Source organism: Alcanivorax limicola (genome assembly GCF_019931215.1).
GTDB lineage: Bacteria > Pseudomonadota > Gammaproteobacteria > Pseudomonadales > Alcanivoracaceae > Isoalcanivorax > Isoalcanivorax limicola.
The window spans coordinates 41,090-66,736 of sequence record NZ_JAIOUB010000003.1 but is presented as its reverse complement, the minus strand read 5'-3'; the positions used below and the strand labels follow the sequence as shown (position 1 = coordinate 66,736).

Below are 25,647 nucleotides of genomic sequence, written 5' to 3'. Positions count from 1 at the left end.
ATGAATAATTCAGTATCAAACACAAAGGCCGGCAAGTTTGCCGGCCGTTGCCTCGCTGCTTCGCCGCGCTGTGACGCTATGCGTCGATCGCGGCTCACCCCACCGGGTAGTTGGGCGCTTCCTTGGTGATGGTAACGTCGTGCACGTGGGACTCTTTCATGCCGGCACTAGTGACCTTGACGAAATACGGCTTGGTGCGCATTTCGTTAATGTCGCGGCAACCGGTATAGCCCATGGACGCACGCAAACCGCCGATCAGTTGATGTACGATATTGGTCATCGGGCCCTTGTACGGGACGCGACCTTCAATGCCTTCCGGCACCAGCTTTTCCACGCCGGCCGCAGCGTCCTGGAAATAACGGTCGCTGGAACCGGTCTTGCCGGCCATGGCACCCAGTGAGCCCATGCCGCGATACGCCTTGTAGTACCCGCCCTGGAAAAGCTCGACTTCGCCGGGGGCCTCTTCAGTACCGGCCAGCAGGGAGCCGATCATGATGCAGCTGGCACCCGCGGCGATGGCTTTGGACACATCACCGGAAAACCGGACACCGCCGTCAGCGATCAACGGGATGTCATACTTCAACAGTGCGTCAGCCACTTCGGAAATTGCGGTAATCTGCGGTACACCGATACCAGCGACGATACGCGTGGTACAGATGGAACCCGGACCGATGCCGACTTTCACCGCATCAGCGCCAGCCTCAGCCAGTGCACGAGCAGCGTCAGCGGTGGCGATATTGCCGCCGATAACCTGAATGTCCGGGAAGGTTTTCTTGATCCAGGCCACGCGATCCAGCACGCCCTGGGAATGGCCGTGGGCGGTGTCCACCACGATCACATCCACACCGGCTTCAACCAGTGCCCGCACACGATGCTCGGTATCTGCACCGGTGCCAACAGCGGCGCCAACGCGCAGGCGACCCTGGGAGTCCTTGCAGGCATTCGGGTAGTTGGTGGCTTTCTCGATATCTTTTACGGTAATCAGACCACGCAGCGCGCCGGTCTCGTTCACCACGATAACTTTTTCGATGCGATGACGGTGCAGCAGTGCCTGCACATCTTCGGCGCTGGCGCCTTCCTGCACGGTCACCAGGCGGTCCTTCGACGTCATCACCGCCGATACCGGCTGGTTGTACTCCGTGACAAAGCGCGTATCCCGGCTGGTAACAATGCCGACTACGTTGTCGCCATCCACCACGGGTACACCGGAAATATTATGCGCTTCAGTAATGCGCAGCAGCTCCGCCACGGTGGTATCCGGGCCGACGGTAATCGGGTCCTTCACCACGCCGCTCTCGTACTTCTTGACCATGCGCACATGGCGAGCCTGATCTTCGGCGTCCATGCTCTTGTGAAGAATACCGATCCCGCCTTCCTGAGCCATGCCGATGGCCAGGCGATGCTCGGTCACCGTGTCCATGGCCGCCGACACCAGCGGGGTGTTCAGGCTGATGTCACGGGTCAGACGCGTCTTGATGCAGACATCCTTGGGCAGGACTTCGGAGTAGGCGGGTACCAGAAGAACGTCGTCGAATGTCAGTGCTTCTTGCACAATTCTGAGCATAAAAGGCACCGTAGGTGATGAACGAAAATTAAGCGGGCAATTATAGGCTCTGGCGCGTGTCGGGTAAATGTCAGTAGTATGCCTCCATGATCAATTCTCCCCCGAATACCCCCATCCCCGGTGGTGAACGCCATGTTTACAGCGTCAGCCGGCTGAATCTGGAGGCCCAGGGGCTGCTGGAAGGCAGCTTTCCGCTGGTCTGGCTGGAGGGCGAGCTGTCCAATCTGTCCCGCCCCGGCTCCGGCCACCTGTACTTCAGCCTCAAGGACGACCGGGCGCAGGTCAATGCGGCCATGTTCCGCAACCGTAACCAGATGCTGCGGTTCCAGCCCCGCAATGGCCTGCAGGTGCTGGTACGGGCGCGCATCAGCCTGTATGTGCCGCGCGGCAACTTCCAACTGATCATTGAGCATATGGAGGAGGCCGGTGAAGGCCGCCTGCGCCAGCAGTTCGAGATGCTCAAGGAGAAGCTGCGCGCCGAGGGGCTGTTTGACCCGGAGCGCAAGCGGCCGCTGCCCGCCATGCCCCGGCAGATCGGCCTGATCACCTCGCCCAGTGGCGCGGCGGTGCGGGACATCCTGCAGGTGCTGCAACGCCGTTGCCCGCAGATCCCGGTGCTGGTCTATCCCGCTGCCGTGCAGGGCCGCGACGCGCCGGGGCAGCTGCGTGCTGCGCTGGCACTGGCCAATGCCCGTCAGGACTGCGATGTGCTGATTCTGGCCCGGGGCGGCGGGTCTCTGGAGGACCTGTGGGCATTCAACGATGAACAATTGGCCCGGGATGTGGCGGCCAGCGCCATTCCGGTGGTATCTGCCGTCGGCCACGAGATCGACACCGGGCTGACCGACTTCGCCGCCGATCTGCGCGCCCCCACGCCCTCTGCCGCCGCAGAACTGGTGGGGCCGGACCTGAGCCTCTCGGGCGAGTTATTGCGCACGCTGCAACGGCGGCTGGTGCGGCAGATGCGCCAGCAACTGGCGTTGGCCGCAGAGCGGGTCACTGCCTTGTCCCGCCGTATCCGCCACCCGAACCAGCAGCTGGAGCAGTATGCCCAGCAGCTGGATGAGCTGGACGCCCGTCTGCGGCGGCAACTGAAGCACCAGCTGGCCATGCAACACCAGCGCCAGCATCAGCTGGGGCAGCGCCTGCGGGCCCAGAATCCCGCTGCCCGGGTGCAACGCCACCGGCTGCATCTCGATTCGCTGACGCGGCGGCTACGGCTGCCTGCGCCCCGAGCGCTGCAAGATGCCCAGCGCACCCTGGGGCAACTGGGGCAGCGCCTGCAAACCGCCAGCCCGTTGGCGACGCTGGCGCGGGGCTACAGCATCACCTTTGTCGGCGATGCGTCTGACAGCGATGCATTGCGTTCAGTGCGGGACGTGACACCCGGCACACGCCTGCGCACGCGGCTGGTGGACGGCGACATTCTGTCTGAGGTGCTGCCCGAGCGCACCTGAGAGCCCCGAACACCAAACAGGGCACCGATCAGCCCCCGTCAGGACACACGGTCTCGGCCGGGCCCTTGTCGAGATAGCGTGCGACCAGGTTGAGTAACGCGTGGCGCTGGAACGGCTTCGCCAGATAATCATCCATCCCGGCCGCCAGACAGCGCTCACGCTCGCCCGAGAGGGCATTGGCGGTCAGGGCGATGATCGGCACCCGCGGGGCGCCCGCCTCGGCTTCCTGCTGGCGCCAGCGCCGGGTGGCCGTGAGGCCATCCAGTACTGGCATCTGCACATCCATCAACACGCAATCGAAGTGCTGGCTGTTCAGCAGCGTCAGTGCGGCATCGCCGTGCTCGGCAGTGACCACCAGAGCACCGGTGCCGCTGAGCATGTGCTCTGCCACCATGCGATTGACGTCATTGTCCTCCACCAGCAGCACACGCCCCTGCAAGGTCGGCGACTGTGTTGCTGCGGGCGTTGGGGCGCGGCGGCTGCCGGTCCGACTGTCGAGCATGAACACGGCCGTAAAACAGGTGCCCTGCCCCGGCGTACTCGACACGGTCAGCTGGCCGCCCAGCATGCTGCACAGGCGGCGGGAAATCGCCAGCCCCAGCCCGGCCCCGCCAAAACGCCTGGATGTGGAGGAATCCACCTGGGAAAACGCGTTGAACAGCCCGGGCAGCTTGTCCGGCGCAATACCGATGCCGGTATCTTCCACCGACAAACGCAACTCTGTGCGACTGCTACCCGGCACCGCCTGGCAATCGACTCGCACAGTCACCCGGCCCTGCTCGGTAAACTTGATGGCGTTGGCCACCAGGTTGCTCAGCACCTGGCGCATGCGAGTGGGGTCGGAGCGCACTTCCAGGCCCTGCAGGACCTCGGCGCCCTGCAACGCCAGGGTCAGCTGCTTTTGCTCGGCCAGGGAGCGGAAATTTGCCATACAGTTGCGCAGCATTTCTTCCGGCGAAAAGAACAGCTGTTCGAGCTCCATGCGCCCGGATTCTATGCGCGAGAAATCCAGAATATCGTTGATCACTTCCAGCAGATGATTGGTGGATTCCACCGCCGCACCGGCGTATTCCTGCTGCTCGCGGCTCAACGGTGTCACCGCCAGCAATTGCAGCATGCCCAGCACGCCATTCATCGGGGTGCGCAACTCATGGCTCATCATGGCCAGAAACTCGCTTTTCGCCTGGCTACCCGCCTCGGCGCGCTGGCTGGCATCCCGCAGGTCATCCATCGCGGCATCCTGTTCGCGGCGGGCCCGTTCCAGCGCGGCGGCCAACTCATTGATATCGCGCTGCAAGGCGCCCAGCTCGCCGCGCAGGGGCGTCGCCCCGCGCACGTGGTAGCCGCCGCCACGAATGACGCGCACCAGCCGCGAAAGTCGCGTAATCGGCGCCGACAGTGAGCGCGCCATGCGTCCGGCGATCCAGAGGGCCGCGATAATTGCCACCAGCGCCGGCCCCAGACTGGCCAGCAGAATTTCCCGCTGACGGCGCGCCACCGAGGTGCCGGACAACCCGAGGCGCACCTCGCCAACGGCTTCCGGGCGCGCCATCTGCGATCTCAATGACAGGTTGTCCGGGGCAGCCTCGGCCTCCGGAGACGCCAGCGTCAGAGGCTGCCGAACAATGGGCGCGCTGAACTCCCGCAACGCGGGCCTCACAGCGTCATCGGCATCCATCGCACCGGCCACACCCTGGTAAAGCAAGGTGCCACCCTCCGCATCGGCAAACAATACATAGCGCACCTCGGTATCCTGCAACGCCAGCTGCGCCTGTTGGCGCAGGTCCTCGTGATTGCCGGAGAGCACGCCGTACTCGGAGGCCATCGCCAGCTGCCGCACCATGAATTGCCCTTTGCCCGACAGCTCTGCCTCGGCGTCGCCAAAGCGCTGCCAGGTCAACAGCCCCAGCAACAACAACAGCAGAATCACTGCCGGCAAGATGCCCAGCCAACGCAGCTGCTGCCTGATCGAATGCCGCGCGATCACCGTGGTGTCTCTCCCCTTTCTTGCGTCGATGGTGCTTGCGTCGATTGTCGCATCAGCTGCTGCGCCAGGCTTCCCGGGTCCTGCAATGGCACTTCGTAAGTCCGCGCCACATGCTCGTTGAGCCGCACGGAAATATGATCGCTGAAATCCGGTGGCGGCAAGCGCCCGCGCTTCCGGAAACGGGCCACCGCATCAGCCACCTGATCGACCATGTCCGCGCCGGAGGTATAACTGCTGGCAACGCTGCCCGCCTGAACGAAGAACTCATCCGGGCCGATCACGGGTTTGTTCTGGCGATAGCTGGTCAGCAGCACCAACCGGGCAGTCTCCGGGCTGTAGAGTTCCGGATCATGCACCGCCAGCAGCAGATCAGCCTGTGCCAGCCAGCGCGGCAGGCCGCGCGCCAGATCACCGGCATTGACCGCCGTGTGGTGCTCGATCAGCAAATCGTGGGCCTCGGCGTGGGCCAGCAGCAAGCCTGCATTCCAGGCAGATTGAGGGCTGGTCACCAGTGCAATACGCCGCGCGCCCGGGAACAGCAGCCGGGCAAGACGCAGCTGGCGTACCGGATCTGCTTCCTGAAAAAATGCGCTGCATGCGCACCCGGAGGCGTAGGCATCCAATGCCACCTGACGGCTGACAAATACGCCCAGCACCGGGCGCTGCAGCATCAGGGCACCACGAAACGCGTCGTCGCCCAGGGCAATCAGCAATTCACTGCGCGCCGGTGCGCGCCAGTGATGTCGCTCGCCTTTTTCCTGCAGGCTGGCGGACAAGGCCTCGCCGAAACGGGTCTGAAAAGTATCCCCCGCGCCGGACACCGCCAGAGCGATGCCTGTATCGGCCCGGGCCACACAGGCGCACAACAGCATGCCCCACACCACAGCGCGCAGGCAGGCGATTGCCCGTGTAAGCCGCATTCGCTGTCGTGCAGATTGAATGGGCGGCATAAGGACCTTGCCTTCTCCTTGATCAGTCTGGGTGAACCCGTCAACCACAGTCAGAAATTCAGCGCCGCACTGACCCAGTAGCGGCTGCGATCCCGATAATCATTTCGGCGAAACACAACGCTGTCGCCGGACAGGTTGTGCTCTACTTGCGCACTGAGCGCCAGTTCGCCATGCGGCAGCGGGACACGGCGGGTCAGCTGCGCCATCGCCTGCTCGTGCGTAAACCTGCTGCTGTACTGGCGTGCCAGGTAATAGGCACTGGAGAACATCCAGCCCTCCCGAAAGTCATAACGCCACAGCATACTGCTGATATGGCGCGCCGCCAGACGACTTTCCGGTACTACGTCCGCCTCCGTGTGGCGCCGCGCGTAGGTCCCGCGCAGCAGATGTTGCGGGTGCGGTCGCCAGCTGGTCTGCGCCTCCCAACCACGGTGGCGGACCTGGTTGTCATTGGTGGCGTCGAACCGGAAGGGGTTGGTCGGCTCGCTGATGAGGTCGCGCAGGGATTCTTCATACACACGCAGATCCACTTCAAATTGCATGAAGCGACCAAAATAACCGACTTCGCGGGAGCGAATACGTTCCGGCTTCAGGTTGCCCTCGGCAGTCTGGGTCACGAACAATTCCGGCTGATCCCAACCCAGCAACCCGACGGTGTCTGCGCGAAACGTCGCCGGCATGTTGTAGGCCCGGAGACCCGTGTTTGCCTTTTCTTCATACAGGTCAACATTGCGCACGGCCTCCGAGTACACGAGCCGCACGCCATGCCCGGGCGCCAGGCGCCAGATCGCCGCAACGCGGGGGCTGAAACGGGCGCTGTTGATCTGGTCCCATTGCCAGAAGCCGCCGATATTCAGATGCAGGGCCTGCAAGGGAATCAATTCCAGATTGCCAAACAGCGCGTAGCTGTTGTTGTGCGCGCGGCCCTTCAGCAAGGCGGCGGACTTGCCCCGGTCATGGCGTGCGTTGGCACCGGCAACCAGTCTGATCTGGTCACTGATGCGCAAGGTATCCTCAATCTCGATATCCAGACGTTGCTCTTGCACATCCTGCAGCAGACGATGGCAGAAAGGTCCCGCGCCGCTGCTGATCAGCGTCATGTATCGCTGCATGACAGCCGGATCGGAGGCGGCGGCCGCAAGCGTGGCATCGACATCCCGGTTGCTGGCTTCGTACAGTTCGCGCAGTTCACGGCTGTAAAGCAGTCCACCACCGGGGCCGACTTGTCCGGTCAAGGGATCAAAAGGGCACACATCCGCACGTAACGCACCATCGGAATGCTGGGCATAGAACTGCACTTTCGAGGCATGATCCGGTGACCACTGCCGCTGCCAGCGCAATTGCGCAAAACCACTGCGCATCTGTTCGTCTGGCGGGCCGTACACGGCTGAAAAGTCCAGCAGCGCCCCATCTTCCAGGCGCTCCAGTTCGGAGCGGGCGCCGCCGGCAAAGACCTCCAGCGTATCCCGCGCCGTCAGATCATGGGCCAGCCGCATATCCAGGGTTTCCACCACTTTGGCGTCACGAATCTCGCGCCCGCGAAAGGGCTTGTCATAGCCATCATCACTGCGCCGGGCCACCGTGGTCCGCACCGCGCCCTCCGCCCAGCGGCGGGTATTGGTGACGTGGGCGTCACTCACTCCGTTATTGCCACCGCGCAACATGACGCTGCCATCGGGGCTGTCCTGGGGATGACGGGTGATGATGTTGATGATGCCGGTCACCGCATTGGCGCCGTAGGAGGCCGCGTTGGGGCCGCGCGTCACTTCGATACGTTCCACGTCGCTGACCGCCACGGGAATGTCGTTCCAGAGCACCCTGGAAAAGCCGGGCTGATATACTGAGCGACCATCGACCAACACCAGCATGCGGCGCGTGTCGCGGGCCTGCGTGCCGTGATAGGCCACGGTGGGAACGTTGCCATCCGCCTTGACGGCGGACATCCCCGGCACCAGGCGCATGAGCTCGTACAGTTCACGCGCGCCGCTGGCTTCAATCAGCTCGCGATCGATGACGGTGACACTGGCGGGGACCTCAGATTGTGGCTGGCGCAAGCGGGCAGGTGTCAGCACGACCGGTATGCCGTCGGCACCCTCGGGCACCCAGAGCAGCTCCGTCGCGTGCAGATTGCCCGTCAGTGCGAGCAACGCCAACATCCCCCGAAATTTCATTGCACCCCCTGGCAGCGACACCGCCACCGGCGTCAGGATACTCCGGAGATGTCGCCAGCTCTACTTCTTGACGTGTTTCATCAACCGTTTCTTGCGCCGGATCTGACGTTCGGTCAGCGTATTCTTCCTGCCTTCGAACGGGTTGTCGCCACTCTTGAACTCTACCCGCACCGGCGTGCCTTCCAGCTTGAGCAGCTCACGGAAGCGGTTTTCAAGGTAGCGCTGGTAGGAGGTCGGCACCGAGTCGGCTTTGCTGCCATGGATAATGATCCGTGGCGGGTTGCCGCCACCGATGTGCGCATAGCGCAGCTTGATGCGGTTGCGGCCGACTATTGGCGGCTGATGTTTGGCCACCACTTCTTCCATCATGCGGGTCAGATGGCCGGTGCTGATTTTCGGGAACGCGGAATCATAGGCGCGGTGAATATACGGATACAGATCGCCCACGCCGGTGCCATGCAATGCCGAAATGGTATGGGTGCGAATCCAGGGCGCGAACTGCAGGCGCCGCTTGATCTCCGCCTTGACCTGTTCGCGATAGTCGGCTTTCAGACCATCCCATTTGTTCACCGCCATCACCACGGAGCGCCCGGCTTCAATGATGTAACCCAGCAGATGCAGGTCCTGCTCGGTCAGCCCTTCACTGGCATCAACCACCAGCAGCACGACATGCGCGTCTTCGATGGCCTGCATGGCCTTGACCACGGAGAACTTTTCGACCGCCTCGAAAACCTTGCCCCGGCGGCGAATGCCGGCGGTATCGATCAGGGTATACCGGTGCCCCTGGCGCTCGAACGGAATGGAAATGGTATCGCGGGTGGTACCGGCCAGGTCATAGACCACCACGCGGTCCTCTCCCAGCAGGCGATTGACCAGTGTGGATTTGCCTACATTGGGACGGCCCAGAATGGCGACCTTGATACCGTCTTCTTCTGACGCCGGTTCCGGCGCTTCGGAGGCCGGGAACGCCGCCAGTATCTGATCCATCATGCGGCGGACGCCGCGGCCGGGGGCGGCCGCAATGGCGTGTACCGAGGTCAACCCGAGAGAGTAGAACTCGGCCATGGCGGCATCTTCGTCGACACCGTCGGTCTTGTTCACCACCAGATGCACCGGCTTGTTCAGCGCGCGCATGTCTTTGGCCAGCTGCTGGTCCGCCACTGTCAGGCCAGCACGCCCGTCCACCAGAAACAGCACAGCATGGGCTTCCGCCAGCGCCGCACTGGCCTGCTCGGTCATCGGCGCCTCGACGCCTTCCAGCCCCTCACCGATGCCACCGGTATCAATGACAACATAGGGGCGCTCGCCGACACGACCCATGCCGTACTTGCGATCCCGGGTCAGGCCGGGAAAGTCTGCCACCAGCGCATCACGGGTGCGGGTCAGACGATTGAACAGGGTGGACTTGCCCACATTGGGGCGGCCCACCAGTGCCAGTACGGGTTTCATCGAAGCAGGTCTCAGTCGCGGGGCTCAATCGTATAAGCCGCCAGTCGGCCACGTCGGCCAAATACATAAACAACATTTTCATAGGCTACCGGCGCTGCGGCAAACCCCTTACGGTGGTGCCGACGGCGGGCGGTAATGTGGCCGGTGGTGGCATCCAGCCAGTGCAGATAGCCTTCCTTGTCACCCACGACTACCTGGTTACGCTGGACCGCCGCACCTGTGAGCTGACGCCCGTACAGCAGGTCCTGTTTCCAGAGCGAGTTGCCGGTGCGCTGATCAATGGCCCACACATGACCAGTGGCATCACTGACAAACAGGGTGCCGAGTCTGGAAGCCATCATGCCGTAGCTTGACAGTTCCTTGCCCCAGTACGGGCGACCGTTATCTTCATCCAGCACCGCCACCTGCCCCTGGAAGGACGCGGCAAAAACCCCGCCCCCTTCCACAATCAGGTTGTTGGTAATGTCCACCAGGCGCTCCAGTTCGGAACGTCCCGTCGGCTCCGCCACACGACGCTCCCAGACCGGCACGCCGTTGGCGATATCCAGTGAAGCGACCTTGCCGCTGGCAAACGCGACATAGACCCGATTGCCGACAATGGTCGGGCGGGCCGCACCGCGCAGCACCAGAATCGGTACCGGGTCATCGAACCGCCACTGTTCAGAGCCGTCCTCGATATCGAGTGCAATAACCTGGCCATCCAGTGTCTTGAATATCACCACATCCGCATTGGCCGCCGGTGCGGCCAGAATTTCGCTGCTCAGGCGCACCCGCCAGAGCTCGCTGCCGTCCTCCTCGGACAGCGCCACGGCATCCCCTTCGCGGGTGCCGTAGACCACCATGCCATACCCCGCATAGAGACCACCGCTGATGCGGTCATCGGTATCGTTGCGCCATTGACGCCGACCACGCTCGTGGCCAAACGCCATGACCCGTCCTTCCAGATCCGCCGCGTATACCGCACGGTGGGTGGCCGCCGGCGAAAGGTGCAGATACGCCTTGCCAATACCCTTGCCGACATTGCGCGACCACAGCCGCTTCACCTTGTACTCGGAATCGAAGTCCGGCAGCGGGTTGGGCTCGATGGCGTGCGGATTGCTGCTGCAACCTGCGATGACCAGCAGGCTGCAGACGAGGACGAGAAGTTTTTTCACGAGGCAGACATCATATCGTCGAGTTTCATTTGCACCCGATCACGGCCACTTTGACCGGCGGGCATGGCATCCAGTGCAGCGCGATAGGCATCGCGTGCTGCCGCCGGCTCGTCCTGGCGCAGGGCGTCGCCCTTCACTTCCAGGGCCTGGGCCCGCCAGGCTTCAGGATATTGCCGTTCGGCCTGCGCCAGGGCCGCGTCGGTATCGCCGCTCTGCAGCAACACCCGCGCCAGACGCAGGCGAGCGGTGTATTCCAGCGCACGCGTCGGGCTGCGATCCACGACAGCACGCAACTGCTCTGCGGCCGCCTCATAATCGCCGTCCATCACTGCCAGACGTGCCAGGGCAAGGCGGGCATAGCCTGCGTAGCTGCTGCGCGGGTATTCGTCCGCCAGCTTTTCGGCCTGCTCCCGGGCCGCTGCCATGGCGTCCGTATCTTCACCGGCACCCGCACGCTCCAGGGAACCCAGCATGTTTTCATAGATGACCGAGGCGTTTTCAGCACTGGCATCCTGGCTGATGTTCCACTGACGCCAGCCCAGCAGCGCGACCACGCTCAACACCACGGTGATGATCAGGGTCCGGCCGTTCTTTTCCCACCATTCCTTCAGAATTTCCGCTTGTTCTTCTTCGCTGCGCACCTGCGACTCTCCTCACCCGATCTGTGTATCGATCTGCGTTAATAAACCACCCACCAGGGCAGCAACATCGGCCTGCGGCACTTGCCGCTGCTCGCCATCCTGCCGCAGTGGCTTGACCATGACCAGCCCTTCGGCCAACTCGCTTTCTCCGAGGATCAATGCATACAAGGCACCGCTTTGATCCGCTTTCTTCATCTGGCTCTTGAAACTCCCGCCGCCGCAATGGCAACGCACACGGCGGCCCGGCAGCGCATCGCGCAACCGCTCCGCCAACGCCAGTGCCGCCGGGGCGTCACTGGAAACAATATAGAGTTCGGCATCCGGTCGCAGTTCCGGCTGGCGCTGTGCCAGCAACAGAATCAGGCGCTCAACGCCCATGGCGAAGCCCACCGCCGGGGTTGGTTTGCCGCCCAGCTGGGCCACCAGGCCGTCATAGCGCCCGCCGGCACAGACGGTGCCCTGCGCGCCAAGCGCGTCGGTGACCCACTCAAACACGGTTTTGCCGTAATAATCCAGCCCACGCACCAGACCCGGATTCAGGCGATAGGCAATGCCCGCCGCGTTGAGCAAGGCACACAGGCCCTCAAAATGGCTGCGCGCTTCCTCGCCCAGGTAGTCGCTCAGCTGCGGCGCATTCTCCAGCACGGCCCGAGTGCCCGGGTCCTTGCTGTCGAGTACCCGCAGCGGGTTGCGCTCCAGACGGCGGAGGCTGTCCTCGTCCAGCTGGGCCTCATGGACCCGCAGGTAGGCCACCAGTGCCTCGCGATAGGCCGCCCGGTCTTCCGACAGCCCGAGGCTGTTAAGTTCCAGGGTCACCTGATCCAGCAAACCCAACTCGCGCCAGAGGCGTGCGGTCAGCAGAATCATTTCCGCATCGATATCCGGGCCCGCCATGCCGAAGGTTTCCACCCCGATCTGGTGGAACTGCCGGTAGCGCCCCGCTTGCGGCCGCTCGTAACGGAACATCGGGCCGCGATACCACAATCGCTGGGTCTGGTTGTACAGCAGGCCGTGCTGCTCGCAGGCACGCACACAGCCTGCGGTGCCCTCGGGCCGCAGCGTCAGTGAATCGCCGTTGCGGTCGTCGAAGGTGTACATCTCTTTTTCGACGATATCAGTGACTTCCCCGATCGAGCGTTTGAACAACTCGGTCGGCTCGACCAGCGGCATGCGGATCTCGTTATAGCCGTAGGCATCCAGCACGCGACTCACACGCGCTTCCAGCCATTGCCACAACGGCGTCTGCGCCGGAAGAATGTCATTCATCCCCCGGACGGAGGCAATTTTCCTGCTCAATCGAAACTCCTGGGCATCAGCGCGACAGGTCAGCGCGGAAGGTCGTCGCTGCCGCTGCGCAATATCACGCCGGCTTTTTCATCCGCCCGCATCCGGTCAACCTTGTCACGCACCATGCGTTCCAGCTCGTTGACCAGGTCATCGGCGCGAATATGATGGCTTTTCTCGCCGTCCACATAGGACAGATTGTTGGGCGTGCCGCCGGTCAGGCCGACATCCACTTCCCGGGCTTCTCCGGGCCCGTTAACCAGGCAGCCAATCACTGCCAGATCTACCGATTCATTGATATCTTCAAGCCGGGCTTCCAGCTCGTTGACGGTGGCAATCACATCGAAGTTCTGCCGGGAACAGCTCGGGCAGGCGATGATGTTGACGCCTTTCTTGCGCAGATTCAGGCTCTTGAGGATATCGAATCCCACGCGAATCTCTTCCACCGGATCTGCCGCCAGGGACACCCGGATAGTGTCGCCGATGCCTTCCATCAACAGCATGCCCATCGCCACGGCCGACTTCACCGTGCCGGAGCGAAATACCCCGGCTTCGGTGACGCCGAGGTGCAGCGGCTGCTCGATCTGCGCAGACAGTTTGCGATAGGCCTGCACCGTCATGAACACGTTGGAGGCCTTGACGCTTATCTTGTAATCCTGGAAGTCGTGGGCATCGAGAATCTCTGCATGCCGCAGGGCGGACTCCACCAGTGCGTCACTGCAAGGCTCGCCGTACTTGCGTTGCAGTTCCTTTTCCAGCGAACCGGCATTAACGCCGATGCGAATCGGGATGCCGTGATCCCGGGCCGATTGAATCACTGCCCGCACGCGGTCCTCGCGACCGATATTGCCGGGGTTGATGCGCAAGCAGTCTGCGCCTTCATCCGCGACTTTCAGGGCAATGCGGTAGTCATAATGGATGTCCGCCACCAGCGGCACACTGACGCGCTGACGAATCTTGCCGAACGCTTCGGCCGCTTCCATGCTCGGCACGGACACCCGCACGATATCTGCGCCGACATCAGCCAGGCGCTGTATCTGCGCCACCGTGGCGTCGACATCACAGGTCTCGGTATTGGTCATGCTCTGCACCGCAATCGGCGCATCGCCGCCCACGGGCACCTTGCCTACCATGATCTGCCGCGTTTTGCGCCGCGGAATTGTGATTTCGGGCTGCATGTCCATCGTGTTCGCTTCCAAGCCAGACTCAGGGCACCGAGATGCGCACTACACGGCCGGGTGCCCCCTGGGGCAGAGACATCGTCTCACCATTGAACTGCAGTCGAGCGACAGCTGCCGCGTTGCCCAGCGTCACACTGAACGGCGCCTCGCCGCGCAAGGACAGCGTGCCCCCGGCGTCTCGCTTGCCCTGAAACAGGCGCTCGCCGGCGGCGTCGTTGACCTCCACCCAGCACTCTGCAGAAAAACTGATCTGGAGCCGGTCGATGACCGGCTCACTCGGTGAGACAACCGCCGGGGGCTCCCCGACGGGTTCAGGTTCCGGCACCGCCGTGCCCGGTGCCATTTCCGGCGCCGGATTATCCCGTGCCACGGCCACCTCAGCCTGATCATCCAACGTGGCTGGCTCGTCCGGCGGCACGACCGTAATCTCTGCCGGGCGCTCCGCAATCTGTGGCACATCTGTTCCGTCCGGGCGGGTTACCCACCAGCTGACAGCAATGATTGCCACAATGGCGATCGCCAGCACCGGGATCAGCCAGAAAGGCTTGCCCGACGGGTGCATGGTGTGCACCGGCGAAATCAGATTCTCACGCTGCTCATCAGCCACCAGCGCCTTGAACTGATTGACCAGCTCTTCTGCTGGCATGCCGAGCAGGCGCGCGTAGTTGCGCACATAGCCTTTGACGAACGCCGCCTCCGGCAGCTTGTCATAATCATCCGCTTCCAGCGCCCGGAGATAGGTCATGGACAGGTGCAGCCGCGCGGCCACATCCTGCTCAGACAGCCCCTTTCGTGTGCGCTCAGCCTTGAGTCGCTGGCCGGGCAGATTCATTTCGTCGCTCATCCAGCAGCCCCCCGGCTCTTGTCATCGCGCCAGGCGCGCCAGGCGCGGGTCTCGGCAGCATTGGGAAATTCTTCGCTGAGCTTGCGCTCCAGTTCGGTCTGCCGGGCGCTGTTGCCCTCTGCGGCCGCCAGCCGCACACCCAACCACAACGCGCCGGCGCTGGGGGTCTGCACGACACGGTCATACTGATCCATATACCGACGGGCGAGCCGCGGATTGTTTTCCGCGAGATACAGATTGCCCAATTCTATCAGCGTGCTGGAGACGTCCGGCGTCAGGCGCAGGGAGCGATTGAAATACTCGATAGCCTCCGAGCGGTTACCCAGTGCCAGATGACAACGCGCCATATTCTCGAACGCAGCACCACGGTTGTTGTAGCCCGGATCATTGGCCGCACGCTCGAACTCGCGCAAGGCACCACGGTAGTTGCCCTGCTGGTACATCAGGATGCCAAGATTATTGCGTGCCGGTGAATAGTTCCTGTCTGCGCGCAGCGCCTGGCGATAGTGGTAGGCCTCGCGCTCGTCATCGCCCTCGTACTTGTACAAGAGCGCCATGGCGTTGTGTGCTGGCGCATTGCGGCTGTCGAGCTCAACAGCGCGGGACAGATGCTGGCGCGCCTCGTTGGGCTTGCCCATCTGCAGGTATTCCATGCCCGCCGCGATACGATGCTGGATCGCTTCGGCGGTTCTCACTTCACGCTGCGGCGTGGCCGTCATGCAACCCACCAGCAGCAACGCTGCCGCCATCGCGCCGTATTGCCTGAATCGTGTTGTCATTACGCTGAAGTAACCTCATCGCCCGGTGAGTGACTGCGCAGGAAGACCGACTGTTGCCAGCGCTCGCTGCGCCGGGTCCGGTCCATGACCTCGCCTACCAGCTGGCCGCAGGCCGCGTCGATATCATCGCCACGGGTGGTGCGGATGGTAGTCATCAAACCATTGTCATTCAGGTACTTATGGAATGCCAGCACGTCCGGCTTGGCCGGGCGCTCGTACCCGGAATGCGGGAACGGGTTGAACGGAATCAGGTTGATCTTCACCGGGAAGGTGTTACGTAGCAGCTTGACCAACTGCCGTGCATGCTCAATCTGGTCGTTGATGCCCCGGAGCAACACGTACTCCATGGTGATCGACTTGTGGCGGTGCGGCACGCTCTCGCTGTAGCGCTTGCAGGAGGCCAGCAGCACCTCCAGCGGGTACTTGCGGTTGAGCGGCACCAGCTCATTGCGCAGCGCATCGTTGGGCGCGTGCAGCGAAATCGCCAGCGACACGTCCATCTCATCGCTGAGCTTGTCGATCATGGGTACCACGCCCGAGGTGCTCAGCGTGATCCGGCGCTTGGAGATGCCGTACCCGAAGTCGTCTTTCATGATGCGCATGGCGCGCACCACATTGTCATAATTCAGCAGCGGCTCGCCCATACCCATCATCACCACATTGGTGACCGGGTGCTGGCCGAGATTGCGGCGCGGGCCGAACGCCTTGCTGGCCAACCAGACCTGGCCGATGATCTCGGCACTGCTCAGATCCCGCTGGAAGCCCTGTTTGCCGGTGGAGCAGAAACTGCAATCCACGGCACAACCGACCTGGGAGGACACACACAAGGTGCCACGGCGACCGTCGGGGATGAACACGGTTTCCACCGCGCCGCCGCCGTCCACCTTGAACACCCATTTGCGCGTGCCATCCCGGGAAATCCCCTCATGCAGCACTTCCGGCGGACGAATCTCCGCCAGCCGCGCCAGTTTCGTGCGCAGCGCCTTGCCAAGATCCGTCATCTGCTCGAAATCATCCACCTGATGATGGTGGATCCATTTCAGCAACTGCTGGGCACGGAACTTCTTCTCCCCGATCTCCAGGCAGAATGCCTCCATCTCGGGGTAGGAAAATCCCAGCAGGTTGACCTTCTCTTCAGCACTCATGAGGGGTTCGACCTTTAATCAGCGAATACGTGCGCAGACTTCTTCCTGTTTGAAGAAATAGGCGATTTCACGCTCGGCGGATGCCGGCGAGTCAGAGCCGTGTACGGCATTCTCGTCGATGCTCACAGCAAAATCAGCACGGATGGTGCCTGCTGCGGCGTCTTTCGGGTTGGTAGCGCCCATCAGATCACGGTTCTTGCTGATGGCATCTTCACCCTCGAGCACCTGGACCACAACCGGGCCACTGGTCATGAACGCCACCAGATCGCCGAAGAAGGGGCGCTCTTTGTGCTCGGCGTAGAAGCCTTCTGCCTGCTCACGGCTGAGCTGGACCATTTTCATGGCGACCAGACGCAGATCGGCGCTTTCGAAACGGGTTGCGATCTGACCAATCACATTCTTGGCCACGGCATCAGGTTTGATGATGGAAAGGGTACGCTCAACAGCCATCGGACTATCAACTCCACATAACATTGGACAACGGGTGAATACGGCGCACTCAAGGCCGCCAGAGGCGCCGGATTATACGCATCACGGGCGTAATATGATACCGTTGCGCCGCCGCACGCCAGCGTTCCGGCAGTACCGCCGTGAACGCTGGCGCAGCACTGGAAGCGAGTAAACACTAACACACCGGATCATCGGAGCGGACAATCGGGGCAGGCATCATTTTCAATCGTTCCGGCATTGGCATATAATACCCGACCGTTTTACTCTGGTATTGCGATTGCCGTATTGCCATCGCTCACTTACCGGGATCACAAGGGTCGCTCTATGACTAGCCAGGCCGAGCTCGACAAACTGATTCGCGGGGACTACGCAGCGGGGTTCATCTCCGCCATTGAGTCAGACACCCTGCCCCCGGGACTGAACGAGGACGTGATTCGCTTCATTTCCGCCAAGAAAGGCGAGCCCGCCTGGCTGCTGGACTGGCGTCTGGAGGCCTACAAGAAGTGGCTGTCCATGCCGCTGCCCACCTGGGCGCACCTGGATCACCCGCCCCTGGACTTTGACGAGGTGTCCTATTACTCGGCCCCGAAAAGCATGGCGGATCGCCCCCAGAGCCTGGATGAGGTAGACCCGGAGCTGCTGCGTACCTATGAAAAGCTGGGCATTCCCCTGCACGAGCAGGAAATGCTGGCCGGTGTCGCCGTAGACGCCGTGTTCGATTCGGTCTCCGTGGGCACCACCTTCAAGGCCAAGCTGCTGGAAGCCGGCGTGATCTTCTGCTCCATCTCCGAAGCCGTGCATGAGTACCCGGACCTGATCAAACCCTATCTCGGCAGCGTGGTGCCCCAGGGCGACAACTTCTACGCCGCCCTGAACTCGGCGGTCTTCTCCGACGGCTCGTTTGTCTATATCCCCAAGGGCGTGCGCTGCCCCATGGAGCTGTCCACCTACTTCCGCATCAACGAAGCCAAGACCGGCCAGTTCGAGCGCACCCTGATCGTGGCCGATGAAGGCAGCTATGTGAGCTACCTGGAAGGCTGCACCGCGCCCATGCGCGACGAGAATCAGCTGCACGCCGCTGTGGTGGAGCTGGTGGCCCTGCCGGGCGCCCAGATCAAGTACTCCACGGTGCAGAACTGGTACCCGGGCGACGAGAACGGCAAGGGCGGCATCTACAACTTCGTCACCAAGCGCGGCGTGGCCCACGATAACGCCAAGATCTCCTGGACCCAGGTGGAGACCGGCTCTGCGATTACCTGGAAGTACCCCAGCGTGATCCTGCGTGGCGACAACGCTGTCGGCGAGTTCTACTCCGTCGCCCTGACCCGGCACATGCAGCAGGCGGACACCGGCACCAAGATGATCCATCTGGGCAAGAACACCACCAGCACCATCATTTCCAAGGGCATCTCCGCTGGCCGCAGCAGCAATACCTATCGCGGCCTGGTGCGTATCAGCCCGCGGGCGGAGAACGCGCGCAATTTCACCCAGTGCGATTCCCTGCTGCTGGGGGACACCTGCGGCGCCCACACCTTCCCCTATATCGAAAGCCGCAACCCCTCGGCCATGATCGAGCACGAAGCCACCACCTCGAAAGTCTCCGACGATCAGCTGTTTTTGTGCCGCAACCGGGGTATCGACCCGGAGAAGGCGGTATCGATGATCGTCAACGGCTTCTGCAAGGAGGTCTTCAAGGAGCTGCCGATGGAATTCGCCGTGGAAGCCGGGAAGTTGCTGGAAGTGAGCCTCGAAGGCGCCGTGGGCTGACCCGCCCGCCTTCACCAACCTTATTCAAGAACACAGAGAGCAGGAATCAACACAGATGCTGGAAATCAAGGATCTGCACGCCAGTGTGGCGGGCCAGGACATTCTCAAGGGGCTCAACCTGTCGGTAAAAGCCGGCGAGGTACACGCCATCATGGGCCCCAATGGCTCCGGCAAGAGCACCCTGACCAATGTGCTCTCCGGCCGTGATGGCTATCAGATCACCGGCGGCCAGGCGCTGCTGGATGGCCACGATGTCAGCGAGCTGGACCCGGAGCAGCGCGCCCACGCGGGCATGTTCCTGGCCTTCCAATATCCGGTGGAAATCCCCGGCGTCAGCAATCTGGAGTTTCTCAAGGCGTCTCTGGAGGCCACCCGCAAGGCCCAGGGCAAAGAGCCCTGGGATGCGGTCACGCTGCTGAAGAAGGCCCGCGAAACCTGCAAACAGGTCGATCTCGATCCGCAGTTCCTCAAGCGCGGCGTCAACGAGGGCTTTTCCGGCGGCGAAAAAAAGCGCAATGAAATCATGCAGATGCTGCTTCTTGAGCCGCGCCTGGCGCTGCTGGACGAAACCGACTCCGGGCTGGATATCGACGCCCTGCAAGTGGTCGCCCGCGGCGTGAATTCCCTGCGCAGCCCGGATCGTGCCATCGTCCTGGTGACCCACTATCAGCGCCTGCTGGACTATATCGTCCCGGATCACGTGCACGTGCTGGCCGGCGGCCGGATTCTCAAATCCGGCGGCAAGGAACTGGCGCTGGAGCTGGAGCAGAAAGGCTACGGCTGGCTCACCGATCAGGAGGATGCCCCGGCATGACTGACGCCGTGACCAGCACCGCTGACCGCGCCGCCGCCCGCCCCACGCCTGTGGTCGAGCCGCTGGCGCAGAAGCTGGCCGCCCAGGCCCACAGCCTGGCCGAACAGACCGCCGCATCGTCCGATGCCCTGAGCGCCTGGCGCCAGGCGGCGCTGGCGCAGTTGGCCCGTTTGCCCTTCCCGAGCAAAAAGACAGAACAGTGGAAATACACCAGCCTGATGGCGCTGGATGCCGGCCATCTGGTGACACAGGCCCCGGATCACGCCAATGCGCCAGCTCTCCCGGAGCCCCTGGCGCCCTGGCGCCTGGTGCTGATCAATGGCCGCTTTCATGCCGATCTGTCACAGCTGCCGCCGCAAGGCGTCAGCCTGACGCGGCTGGACGGCAGCGCCGAGGCACCATTGAGCATCGCCGAAGACGCCCTGCGCACTCCGTTCGCCTGGCTCAACAGCGCTGCCCTGCAGGATGGCCTGCTGCTGACCGTCGCCGACGGTGTGGCCCTGGATGCCCCCATCGAAGTCCTGCTGCTCGGCAGCGCCGATGTCGCCAGCCATTGCCACACCCGGCTGCGACTGCAACTGGGCGCGGGCAGCCGTGCCACGCTGATCGAGCGCTATATCGGTCAGGGGCCGGTGCTCACCAATGCGGTGACCGAAATCACCACCGGCGAAAACAGTGATCTGGTGCACTACCGCTTGCAGGCCGAAGCGGCGGACACCCTGCATATCGGCTCACTGATTCTGGCCCCCGGCCGCGACAGCCGCGCCGCCAGCTTCCAGTTGATGCAGGGCAATGCCCTGCGACGCAACGATGTGCGCGTGCTGATGACGCACAGCGGCGCCAGTGCCTCACTGAACGGCATTTTTGTCGGCCGTGGCAGCACCCATACCGATAACCAGATCTGCATCGAACACCGTGTGCCCCATGCCGTCAGTGATCAGCTGTTCAAGGGCATGGCGGGCGACAAGGCACGCCTGGTATTCAACGGCCGCATTCATATCTTTGCGGGCGCAAAAGGCACCAATGCCGAACTGAGCAACAAGAACCTGTTGCTGTCTCCCGGTGCCGAAGTCGATACCAAGCCGGAGCTGGAAATCTACAACGACGACGTCAAGTGCAGCCACGGCACTACGTGTGGCCAGCTTGACGCCCAGGCCCTGTTTTATCTGCGCTCACGGGGTATTGCCGAGCCTGCCGCCAAGCGCATGCTGGCCTTTGGCTTCGTCAATGAACTGCTCAGCGCGCTGCCGGATGAGGCAGTGGTCGAATGGGCCCGGCCCTGGCTGGAGCGCGCATTGACCGAGGCAGAGCACGCGTGAATTCACTCTTTGACGCCGAGACATTGCGCGCCGAATTTCCGATTCTGGGTGAAACCGCCTACGGCAAACCGCTTGTGTATCTGGATAATGCCGCGACCACGCAGAAGCCCCGGGCGGTCATTGATGCGTTGGCGGCTTACTACCTGCACGACAACAGCAACGTGCACCGCGGCGCCCACTGTCTCGCCGAGCGCGCCACGGCGGCATTTGAAACAGCGCGGGACGATGTTGCCGCCCTGCTCAACGCCAGCCGCGAGGAAATCATCTGGACCCGCGGCACCACCGAAGCGATCAATCTGGTGGCCCAGAGCTACGGCGGCAGCACGCTGAAGCCCGGCGACGAGGTGGTGATTTCAAGCCTGGAGCACCACGCCAATATCGTGCCCTGGCAACAGGTCTGTGCGCGTACCGGCGCCACGCTGCGTGTTATTCCGCTCAAAGCGGAACACAACGGCGAACTGGATCTTGCCACCCTGGACACGCTGATCAACGAGCGCACCCGCATTGTTGCCGTAGTGCATGTCTCCAATGCGCTGGGCATTATCAATCCGGTCCAGGACATCATTGCTCGCGCCCGCACCGTGGGCGCCACCGTGCTGGTAGACGGCGCCCAGGCCGTGTCGCACTTCCCGGTGGATGTGCAGGCACTGGACTGTGATTTCTACACCTTCTCGGCGCACAAGCTGTTTGGCCCCACCGGCGTCGGCGTGCTGTATGGCCGCCGCGCACTGCTGGAGGCCATGCCGCCTTACCAGACCGGTGGCGAGATGATCGAGAAAGTGACCTTCGAAACCAGCACCTGGAATCAGTTGCCGTACAAATTTGAAGCCGGTACCCCGCACATCGGCGGGGTCGTTGCCTTCGGTGCCGCCGTGCGCTGGTTCCGCGCACAGGATCGTACCGCCATGGCCGCCCATGAGGCCGATCTGCTGGCCTATGCCACACAACAGGCAAGGGCTTTCCCGGGCTTGAAAATCATTGGCGACGCCCCGAACAAGGTAGCCGTGCTATCCTTTTTACTGGAAGGCGCTCACCCCAATGACGTGGGCACCTTGCTGGATCAACAGGGCGTTGCGGTGCGCACCGGCCACCACTGCACCATGCCGCTGATGGATGCACTCGGCATTCCCGGCACGGTGCGTGCGGCCTTCGCGCCCTACAACACCCGCGATGATGTAGACCGGCTGTTCGCCGCGCTGGAAAAAGTCCGGCGCTTCTTGTGACAGCTTTTTTTGAGAGCATGCTATGACCTCAGTACAGCAATTCGTACCTGGCCAGCCGCGCATCTCCATGACGGCCAGCGCGGAACAGCAAGCGCGCAGTGAACTGCAGCGCGAACACGCGCGTGGCTTGCGCCTGATGGTCAAACCCTCGGGCTGTTCCGGCTACAAGTATGTGCTGGAATATGTGCACGAACCGGCGGGGGATGATCATCAGGTCACCATCGCCAATGATGTCGCGGTCTATGTGGACGCCAAAAGCCTGCCCATGGTGAACGGCACCGAGATCGACTACGTGACCGAGGGCGTCAATCGCTTCTTCAAATTCCGTAACCCCAACGCCGAAGGCGAGTGCGGTTGCGGCGAAAGCTTTTCGGTCAAGGTATGACGCAGCAAGAGCAGCGCACTGTCGTCGTCGCTCGCGACGTCCCTGCCCGGCGGGTGCCTGCCGGCACCCCCGTGACCATCCCGAAAAACAGTTTCGTGAATCTGCGCCAGGCACTGGGTGGCACCTTTACCGTCACCTGGAATGGCAACATGCTGCGCATCGACGGCACCGATGCCGATGCCATCGGCATGGAGCCCTTGTCACTGAGCTTTGATCCACCGGAAAGTGACGGCAGCGTGCGCATGGACGATATCCAGCGCACCCTGGATACCATCTACGATCCCGAAATTCCGGTCAGCATCCTCTCCCTCGGGCTGGTGTACGGCTATGACATCATCCGTCGTGACGACCAGAACGTGGTGCAGGTGCGGATGACCCTGACCGCGCCCACCTGCGGCATGGGGCCGGTGCTGGTCAGTGATGTTGAATACCGCCTGGCACGCGTGCCGAACGTGGACAAGGTGGAAGTGGCACTGCTGTTCGACCCACCCTGGAGCCGCGACATGATCAGCGAAGAAGCGCAGGTGGAGTTGGGCATTTTTTGATGGCACAGGATATCTGCAGCATGAGCTCTGGCACTGATGGCCTTGATATGAACAGCCTCGACATGAATAGTATCGGCCTGGGCCGCGATATCACCGCTGACGACGTGGTCGATAACCTGTCTTTCTTCGATGACTGGGAAGAGCGCTACGGCTACATCATTGATCTTGGCAAACAACTGCCGCCGTTTCCCGCTGCACTGAAAACCGAAGACCGCTTTATTCGGGGATGCCAGAGCCAGGTCTGGCTTGAATTGCAGCATGACGCCGAGAATGGCTGCCTGCATATGGCAGTGGACAGTGATGCGCTGATCGTCCGCGGACTCGCCGCCATTGTCCTGGCGGCGCTGAACCACAAAACCCCGCAACAGATTGCCGATTACGACATGGCTGATTACTTTTCAAAAATCGATCTGCTCAAGCATCTCAGCCCCACGCGCGGTAACGGTGTACGCGCCATGGTCAGCCGTATTCAAGGCGAAGCGAACGCGCGCCTGTAAAGACTGCACCGGGCACGTTATCCGTACCCGGTGCAACGATCATGCGATTACTTATCGAGCTCCATCACGCCGAGAATTGACCAGGCAAAATCCAGCCTCAGCTTGCCTTCAAAGAACGCATCATCCAGACCGATATAGAAATCCGTGGCGTAGGGCTTCTCCCGATTGGCGCTGTCGCTGTAATCCACCGTCGGGTCGTAAACCGCCAGACCGTGACAGGTCATGCAGTTCGTCTGCACACCATAATCGTAGCGATCCGTGCCATTGATCGGCCGGGAAATCTGGAACACACCCGGATCAAATCCGGCTTCCAGATGCGGGTTATATGCGATGACCGGCTGCCCCACGTTTTCGCCGCCGGTAATCGGCTGCGCCGGTGACACCATGCTGTAGGCCACACTCATGGCATAGTGCGCTGCCGCGTCATCCAGCTCTGCCGGACGGGCCGCGGCAATGGCCTTGCTGCTGGGTGCATAGGGCGCGTCAGCGTCCGCTGCCCACCAGAAGGTCTGCCACACCCAGCGCTTGATCTCCCGCGTCGCCACGTGCATGCCGACCAGAATCACGTAATCACCGGGCGCCACCTTGACGCTCAGCTGCGCGGCCAGATACTCCGCATCCGCTTCGGTAACCGGGTGGTGGATAAAGTTGTTCAGGAAAAACGTGTTGTCCGCACTACGCCCCTGGCACCCGGCATCGATGCTGTTACCGCCACGACCCGAACCGTTGATATCCACATAGACGCAAGCACCCCAGTCACCCTCACCAAAGGTTTTGGCCGGGTCGGGCGTACCGGGCCAGCCCGGGAACGTGTAAATGCCATTCTCGGTATTGCTGGCATTGATGACCTTGTAGACCGGCTTGATGGTGATGGCATTGACCGGGAAATCGGGAATATCCGTGTAACCATCCTTGATCAACTGATCCAGCGTGCTTTGCAGGAAAAGACGATTGTTGATGGCATGCCGTGCCGCAGGCGGGTTGTAGGCAACGGAAACGGCAATACCGGTATCGCCATCACTCACGCTGTCACCACTGGCCATGGCGGCCACTTCTGGCGTCACGTTGCGCAACTGCCGTGCTGGCGCCAGATCCAGACGCCGCTGTGGCGGCGCGGTTTCATTGTGCATCCGGTAAATCATGTTGCTCGGCGTCGCCCAGGTTTCAAAGGCACGCACCGGCTGCCCGTCCACCGTGCCAGCCTGCTTCGTCAGCCCGGCCCAGATGCTCCAGGCGTGTTGGTGGATCGCCTGCTCATCGCCGCCATAAATCCAGCCATTGATGGTCATCTCGGAGTTTGGGAAGGTCGCACCCGGCACAACCTTCGGCAGATCCGGAATACAGATCAGACTGCCGTCGATATTACCGATATCACCGCCGTTCATGATCTGCCCCTGGCAACCACTGACCCCCTGAAGCGTCGCGGAGACCGTACCACCGTCCAGCGTCTTGCAGGAGGCGGACAACACATCGTTGTTCACTGAAGCGTTGCTGCAACTGAGCCGATAGGACCCCGGAGGTGGCGTCACACTCTGCACACCTTCAGCCTGCGCACCTTCAGCGCCGCCAACGCTCTCAACACTGGCCATGGTATCCACGGCTTTTTCGTCTTCGTTGCTGCAGGCGCCAAGCGCCATTGCCAGCAGCGAAATGCCAGCGACTTCCAATATTTTCTTCATTCTTCGACCCCCATGTCGATATGAGTTCCTGTTTTTATATGATGGCAATATGACATCAAAACACGCGCAAAAAGACGCCATAAAGCAATCACGCCGACAATGTCAGAGCATATAAAATCTTTCAATAAATATTTTATGTCTTTATTTTTTCCAAAAAGAAAATTAACCGGAACAAGAATCAAAAATCTAATGGCATTGTGCCAGCAATTTCATAACCGGCCGCTGGCCCCGACAACCAGCCCGCGCGGCGCCCGTTTGCCACCAAAGACGGATTTTCCGTAGCCTCCCCCAACCTCTATACTTGCGCCTTCAGATTGCATAGCTCCAGCGAGGCCCCGTGTGACCAGATTGCCAGCCCACCC

The 25,647-nt window shown here is 62.0% G+C and carries 22 protein-coding genes; 8 read left to right on the top strand and 14 right to left on the bottom strand.

Features of this window, described 5'->3' with window-relative positions; all coding sequences use genetic code 11:
* Window positions 1-94 precede the first annotated feature (94 nt).
* Window positions 95-1,564, bottom strand: coding sequence for an IMP dehydrogenase (gene guaB / locus K8B33_RS10480; protein ID WP_223426205.1), 1,470 nt, complete (start codon window positions 1,562-1,564; stop codon window positions 95-97).
* A gap of 86 nt (window positions 1,565-1,650) precedes the next feature.
* On the opposite strand from guaB, the gene xseA reads away from it, so the two are divergent.
* Window positions 1,651-3,021 carry an exodeoxyribonuclease VII large subunit gene (gene xseA, locus K8B33_RS10475; protein WP_223426203.1) on the top strand — a complete coding sequence of 457 codons (1,371 nt, stop codon included), beginning with the start codon at window positions 1,651-1,653 and terminating at the stop codon, window positions 3,019-3,021.
* 28 nt (window positions 3,022-3,049) lie between these two features.
* Here xseA and K8B33_RS10470 read toward each other — a convergent pair whose 3' ends face one another.
* From K8B33_RS10470 to ndk, 12 genes are all read right to left on the bottom strand, one after another.
* A complete protein-coding gene (locus K8B33_RS10470) occupies window positions 3,050-5,008 on the bottom strand; it encodes an ATP-binding protein (RefSeq protein ID WP_223426201.1) in 1,959 nt (652 codons plus the stop codon).
* On the bottom strand, window positions 5,005-5,928 hold the full coding sequence (locus K8B33_RS10465) for an ABC transporter substrate-binding protein (protein ID WP_223426198.1): 924 nt from the start codon (window positions 5,926-5,928) through the stop codon (window positions 5,005-5,007). Before K8B33_RS10465 ends, K8B33_RS10470 begins: the two co-directional genes overlap by 4 nt.
* An 80-nt stretch (window positions 5,929-6,008) precedes the next feature.
* On the bottom strand, window positions 6,009-8,129 hold the full coding sequence (locus K8B33_RS10460) for a TonB-dependent receptor plug domain-containing protein (protein WP_223426195.1): 2,121 nt from the start codon (window positions 8,127-8,129) through the stop codon (window positions 6,009-6,011).
* A gap of 60 nt (window positions 8,130-8,189) precedes the next feature.
* The gene (der, locus tag K8B33_RS10455; protein WP_223426193.1) at window positions 8,190-9,578 is read right to left on the bottom strand and encodes a ribosome biogenesis GTPase Der; all 1,389 of its coding nucleotides are present in this window, start codon (window positions 9,576-9,578) and stop codon (window positions 8,190-8,192) included.
* 11 nt (window positions 9,579-9,589) lie between these two features.
* Window positions 9,590-10,732, bottom strand: a complete 1,143-nt coding sequence (gene bamB / locus K8B33_RS10450; RefSeq protein WP_223426190.1) for an outer membrane protein assembly factor BamB — start codon at window positions 10,730-10,732, stop codon at window positions 9,590-9,592.
* The gene (locus K8B33_RS10445; protein ID WP_223426187.1) at window positions 10,729-11,373 is read right to left on the bottom strand and encodes a YfgM family protein; all 645 of its coding nucleotides are present in this window, start codon (window positions 11,371-11,373) and stop codon (window positions 10,729-10,731) included. The genes bamB and K8B33_RS10445 overlap by 4 nt, the downstream gene beginning before the upstream one ends.
* Window positions 11,374-11,385: 12 nt before the next feature.
* On the bottom strand, window positions 11,386-12,669 hold the full coding sequence (hisS, locus tag K8B33_RS10440) for a histidine--tRNA ligase (RefSeq protein WP_223426185.1): 1,284 nt from the start codon (window positions 12,667-12,669) through the stop codon (window positions 11,386-11,388).
* A 29-nt stretch (window positions 12,670-12,698) separates the two neighbouring features.
* Window positions 12,699-13,835, bottom strand: coding sequence for a flavodoxin-dependent (E)-4-hydroxy-3-methylbut-2-enyl-diphosphate synthase (ispG, locus tag K8B33_RS10435; protein WP_223427106.1), 1,137 nt, complete (start codon window positions 13,833-13,835; stop codon window positions 12,699-12,701).
* A gap of 28 nt (window positions 13,836-13,863) precedes the next feature.
* Window positions 13,864-14,682 (bottom strand): RodZ domain-containing protein, encoded by an 819-nt coding sequence (locus tag K8B33_RS10430; protein ID WP_223426183.1) that lies wholly within the window; start codon window positions 14,680-14,682, stop codon window positions 13,864-13,866.
* Complete coding sequence (gene pilW, locus K8B33_RS10425; RefSeq protein WP_223426182.1) at window positions 14,679-15,461, bottom strand: type IV pilus biogenesis/stability protein PilW; 783 nt, start codon at window positions 15,459-15,461, stop codon at window positions 14,679-14,681. Before pilW ends, K8B33_RS10430 begins: the two co-directional genes overlap by 4 nt.
* Window positions 15,461-16,606 (bottom strand): 23S rRNA (adenine(2503)-C(2))-methyltransferase RlmN, encoded by a 1,146-nt coding sequence (gene rlmN, locus K8B33_RS10420; RefSeq protein WP_223426181.1) that lies wholly within the window; start codon window positions 16,604-16,606, stop codon window positions 15,461-15,463. Before rlmN ends, pilW begins: the two co-directional genes overlap by 1 nt.
* An 18-nt stretch (window positions 16,607-16,624) precedes the next feature.
* Window positions 16,625-17,056, bottom strand: coding sequence for a nucleoside-diphosphate kinase (gene ndk / locus K8B33_RS10415; protein WP_223426180.1), 432 nt, complete (start codon window positions 17,054-17,056; stop codon window positions 16,625-16,627).
* Window positions 17,057-17,380: 324 nt separating this feature from the next.
* Between ndk and sufB the strand changes: the two genes are divergently transcribed.
* The 7 genes from sufB to K8B33_RS10380 are packed head-to-tail and all read left to right on the top strand — an operon-like array spanning window position 17,381 to window position 23,606.
* Window positions 17,381-18,823 carry a Fe-S cluster assembly protein SufB gene (gene sufB / locus K8B33_RS10410; RefSeq protein ID WP_223426179.1) on the top strand — a complete coding sequence of 481 codons (1,443 nt, stop codon included), beginning with the start codon at window positions 17,381-17,383 and terminating at the stop codon, window positions 18,821-18,823.
* A gap of 55 nt (window positions 18,824-18,878) precedes the next feature.
* Window positions 18,879-19,637, top strand: coding sequence for a Fe-S cluster assembly ATPase SufC (gene sufC, locus K8B33_RS10405; protein ID WP_223426178.1), 759 nt, complete (start codon window positions 18,879-18,881; stop codon window positions 19,635-19,637).
* Window positions 19,634-20,956: a Fe-S cluster assembly protein SufD gene (sufD, locus tag K8B33_RS10400; protein ID WP_223426177.1), complete on the top strand. Its 1,323-nt coding sequence runs from the start codon at window positions 19,634-19,636 to the stop codon at window positions 20,954-20,956. Before sufC ends, sufD begins: the two co-directional genes overlap by 4 nt.
* Window positions 20,953-22,179, top strand: a complete 1,227-nt coding sequence (locus K8B33_RS10395; RefSeq protein ID WP_223426175.1) for an aminotransferase class V-fold PLP-dependent enzyme — start codon at window positions 20,953-20,955, stop codon at window positions 22,177-22,179. The genes sufD and K8B33_RS10395 overlap by 4 nt, the downstream gene beginning before the upstream one ends.
* A 22-nt stretch (window positions 22,180-22,201) precedes the next feature.
* Window positions 22,202-22,564 (top strand): HesB/IscA family protein, encoded by a 363-nt coding sequence (locus K8B33_RS10390; protein ID WP_223426173.1) that lies wholly within the window; start codon window positions 22,202-22,204, stop codon window positions 22,562-22,564.
* Window positions 22,561-23,109, top strand: coding sequence for a putative Fe-S cluster assembly protein SufT (gene sufT, locus K8B33_RS10385; RefSeq protein ID WP_223426170.1), 549 nt, complete (start codon window positions 22,561-22,563; stop codon window positions 23,107-23,109). The genes K8B33_RS10390 and sufT overlap by 4 nt, the downstream gene beginning before the upstream one ends.
* Before the next feature lie 20 nt (window positions 23,110-23,129).
* Window positions 23,130-23,606, top strand: a complete 477-nt coding sequence (locus K8B33_RS10380; protein ID WP_223426168.1) for a SufE family protein — start codon at window positions 23,130-23,132, stop codon at window positions 23,604-23,606.
* A 47-nt stretch (window positions 23,607-23,653) separates the two neighbouring features.
* On the opposite strand, the gene K8B33_RS10375 is transcribed toward K8B33_RS10380, so the two are convergent.
* A complete protein-coding gene (locus tag K8B33_RS10375; RefSeq protein WP_223426167.1) occupies window positions 23,654-25,285 on the bottom strand; it encodes a DcrB/PsbP domain-containing protein in 1,632 nt (543 codons plus the stop codon).
* Window positions 25,286-25,647: the final 362 nt, after the last annotated feature.

Bases quoted from the DNA above. Each gene is read 5' to 3' on its own strand.
- guaB (WP_223426205.1), bottom strand. From the start codon at position 1,564: ATGCTCAGAATTGTGCAAGAAGCACTGACATTCGACGACGTTCTTCTG.
- xseA (WP_223426203.1), top strand. From the start codon at position 1,651: ATGATCAATTCTCCCCCGAATACCCCCATCCCCGGTGGTGAACGCCAT.
- K8B33_RS10465 (WP_223426198.1), bottom strand. From the start codon at position 5,928: ATGCGGCTTACACGGGCAATCGCCTGCCTGCGCGCTGTGGTGTGGGGC.
- K8B33_RS10460 (WP_223426195.1), bottom strand. From the start codon at position 8,129: ATGAAATTTCGGGGGATGTTGGCGTTGCTCGCACTGACGGGCAATCTG.
- der (WP_223426193.1), bottom strand. From the start codon at position 9,578: ATGAAACCCGTACTGGCACTGGTGGGCCGCCCCAATGTGGGCAAGTCC.
- ispG (WP_223427106.1), bottom strand. From the start codon at position 13,835: ATGCAGCCCGAAATCACAATTCCGCGGCGCAAAACGCGGCAGATCATG.
- K8B33_RS10430 (WP_223426183.1), bottom strand. From the start codon at position 14,682: ATGAGCGACGAAATGAATCTGCCCGGCCAGCGACTCAAGGCTGAGCGC.
- pilW (WP_223426182.1), bottom strand. From the start codon at position 15,461: ATGACAACACGATTCAGGCAATACGGCGCGATGGCGGCAGCGTTGCTG.
- rlmN (WP_223426181.1), bottom strand. From the start codon at position 16,606: ATGAGTGCTGAAGAGAAGGTCAACCTGCTGGGATTTTCCTACCCCGAG.
- ndk (WP_223426180.1), bottom strand. From the start codon at position 17,056: ATGGCTGTTGAGCGTACCCTTTCCATCATCAAACCTGATGCCGTGGCC.
- sufB (WP_223426179.1), top strand. From the start codon at position 17,381: ATGACTAGCCAGGCCGAGCTCGACAAACTGATTCGCGGGGACTACGCA.
- sufC (WP_223426178.1), top strand. From the start codon at position 18,879: ATGCTGGAAATCAAGGATCTGCACGCCAGTGTGGCGGGCCAGGACATT.
- sufD (WP_223426177.1), top strand. From the start codon at position 19,634: ATGACTGACGCCGTGACCAGCACCGCTGACCGCGCCGCCGCCCGCCCC.
- K8B33_RS10390 (WP_223426173.1), top strand. From the start codon at position 22,202: ATGACCTCAGTACAGCAATTCGTACCTGGCCAGCCGCGCATCTCCATG.
- sufT (WP_223426170.1), top strand. From the start codon at position 22,561: ATGACGCAGCAAGAGCAGCGCACTGTCGTCGTCGCTCGCGACGTCCCT.
- K8B33_RS10380 (WP_223426168.1), top strand. From the start codon at position 23,130: ATGAGCTCTGGCACTGATGGCCTTGATATGAACAGCCTCGACATGAAT.
- K8B33_RS10375 (WP_223426167.1), bottom strand. From the start codon at position 25,285: ATGAAGAAAATATTGGAAGTCGCTGGCATTTCGCTGCTGGCAATGGCG.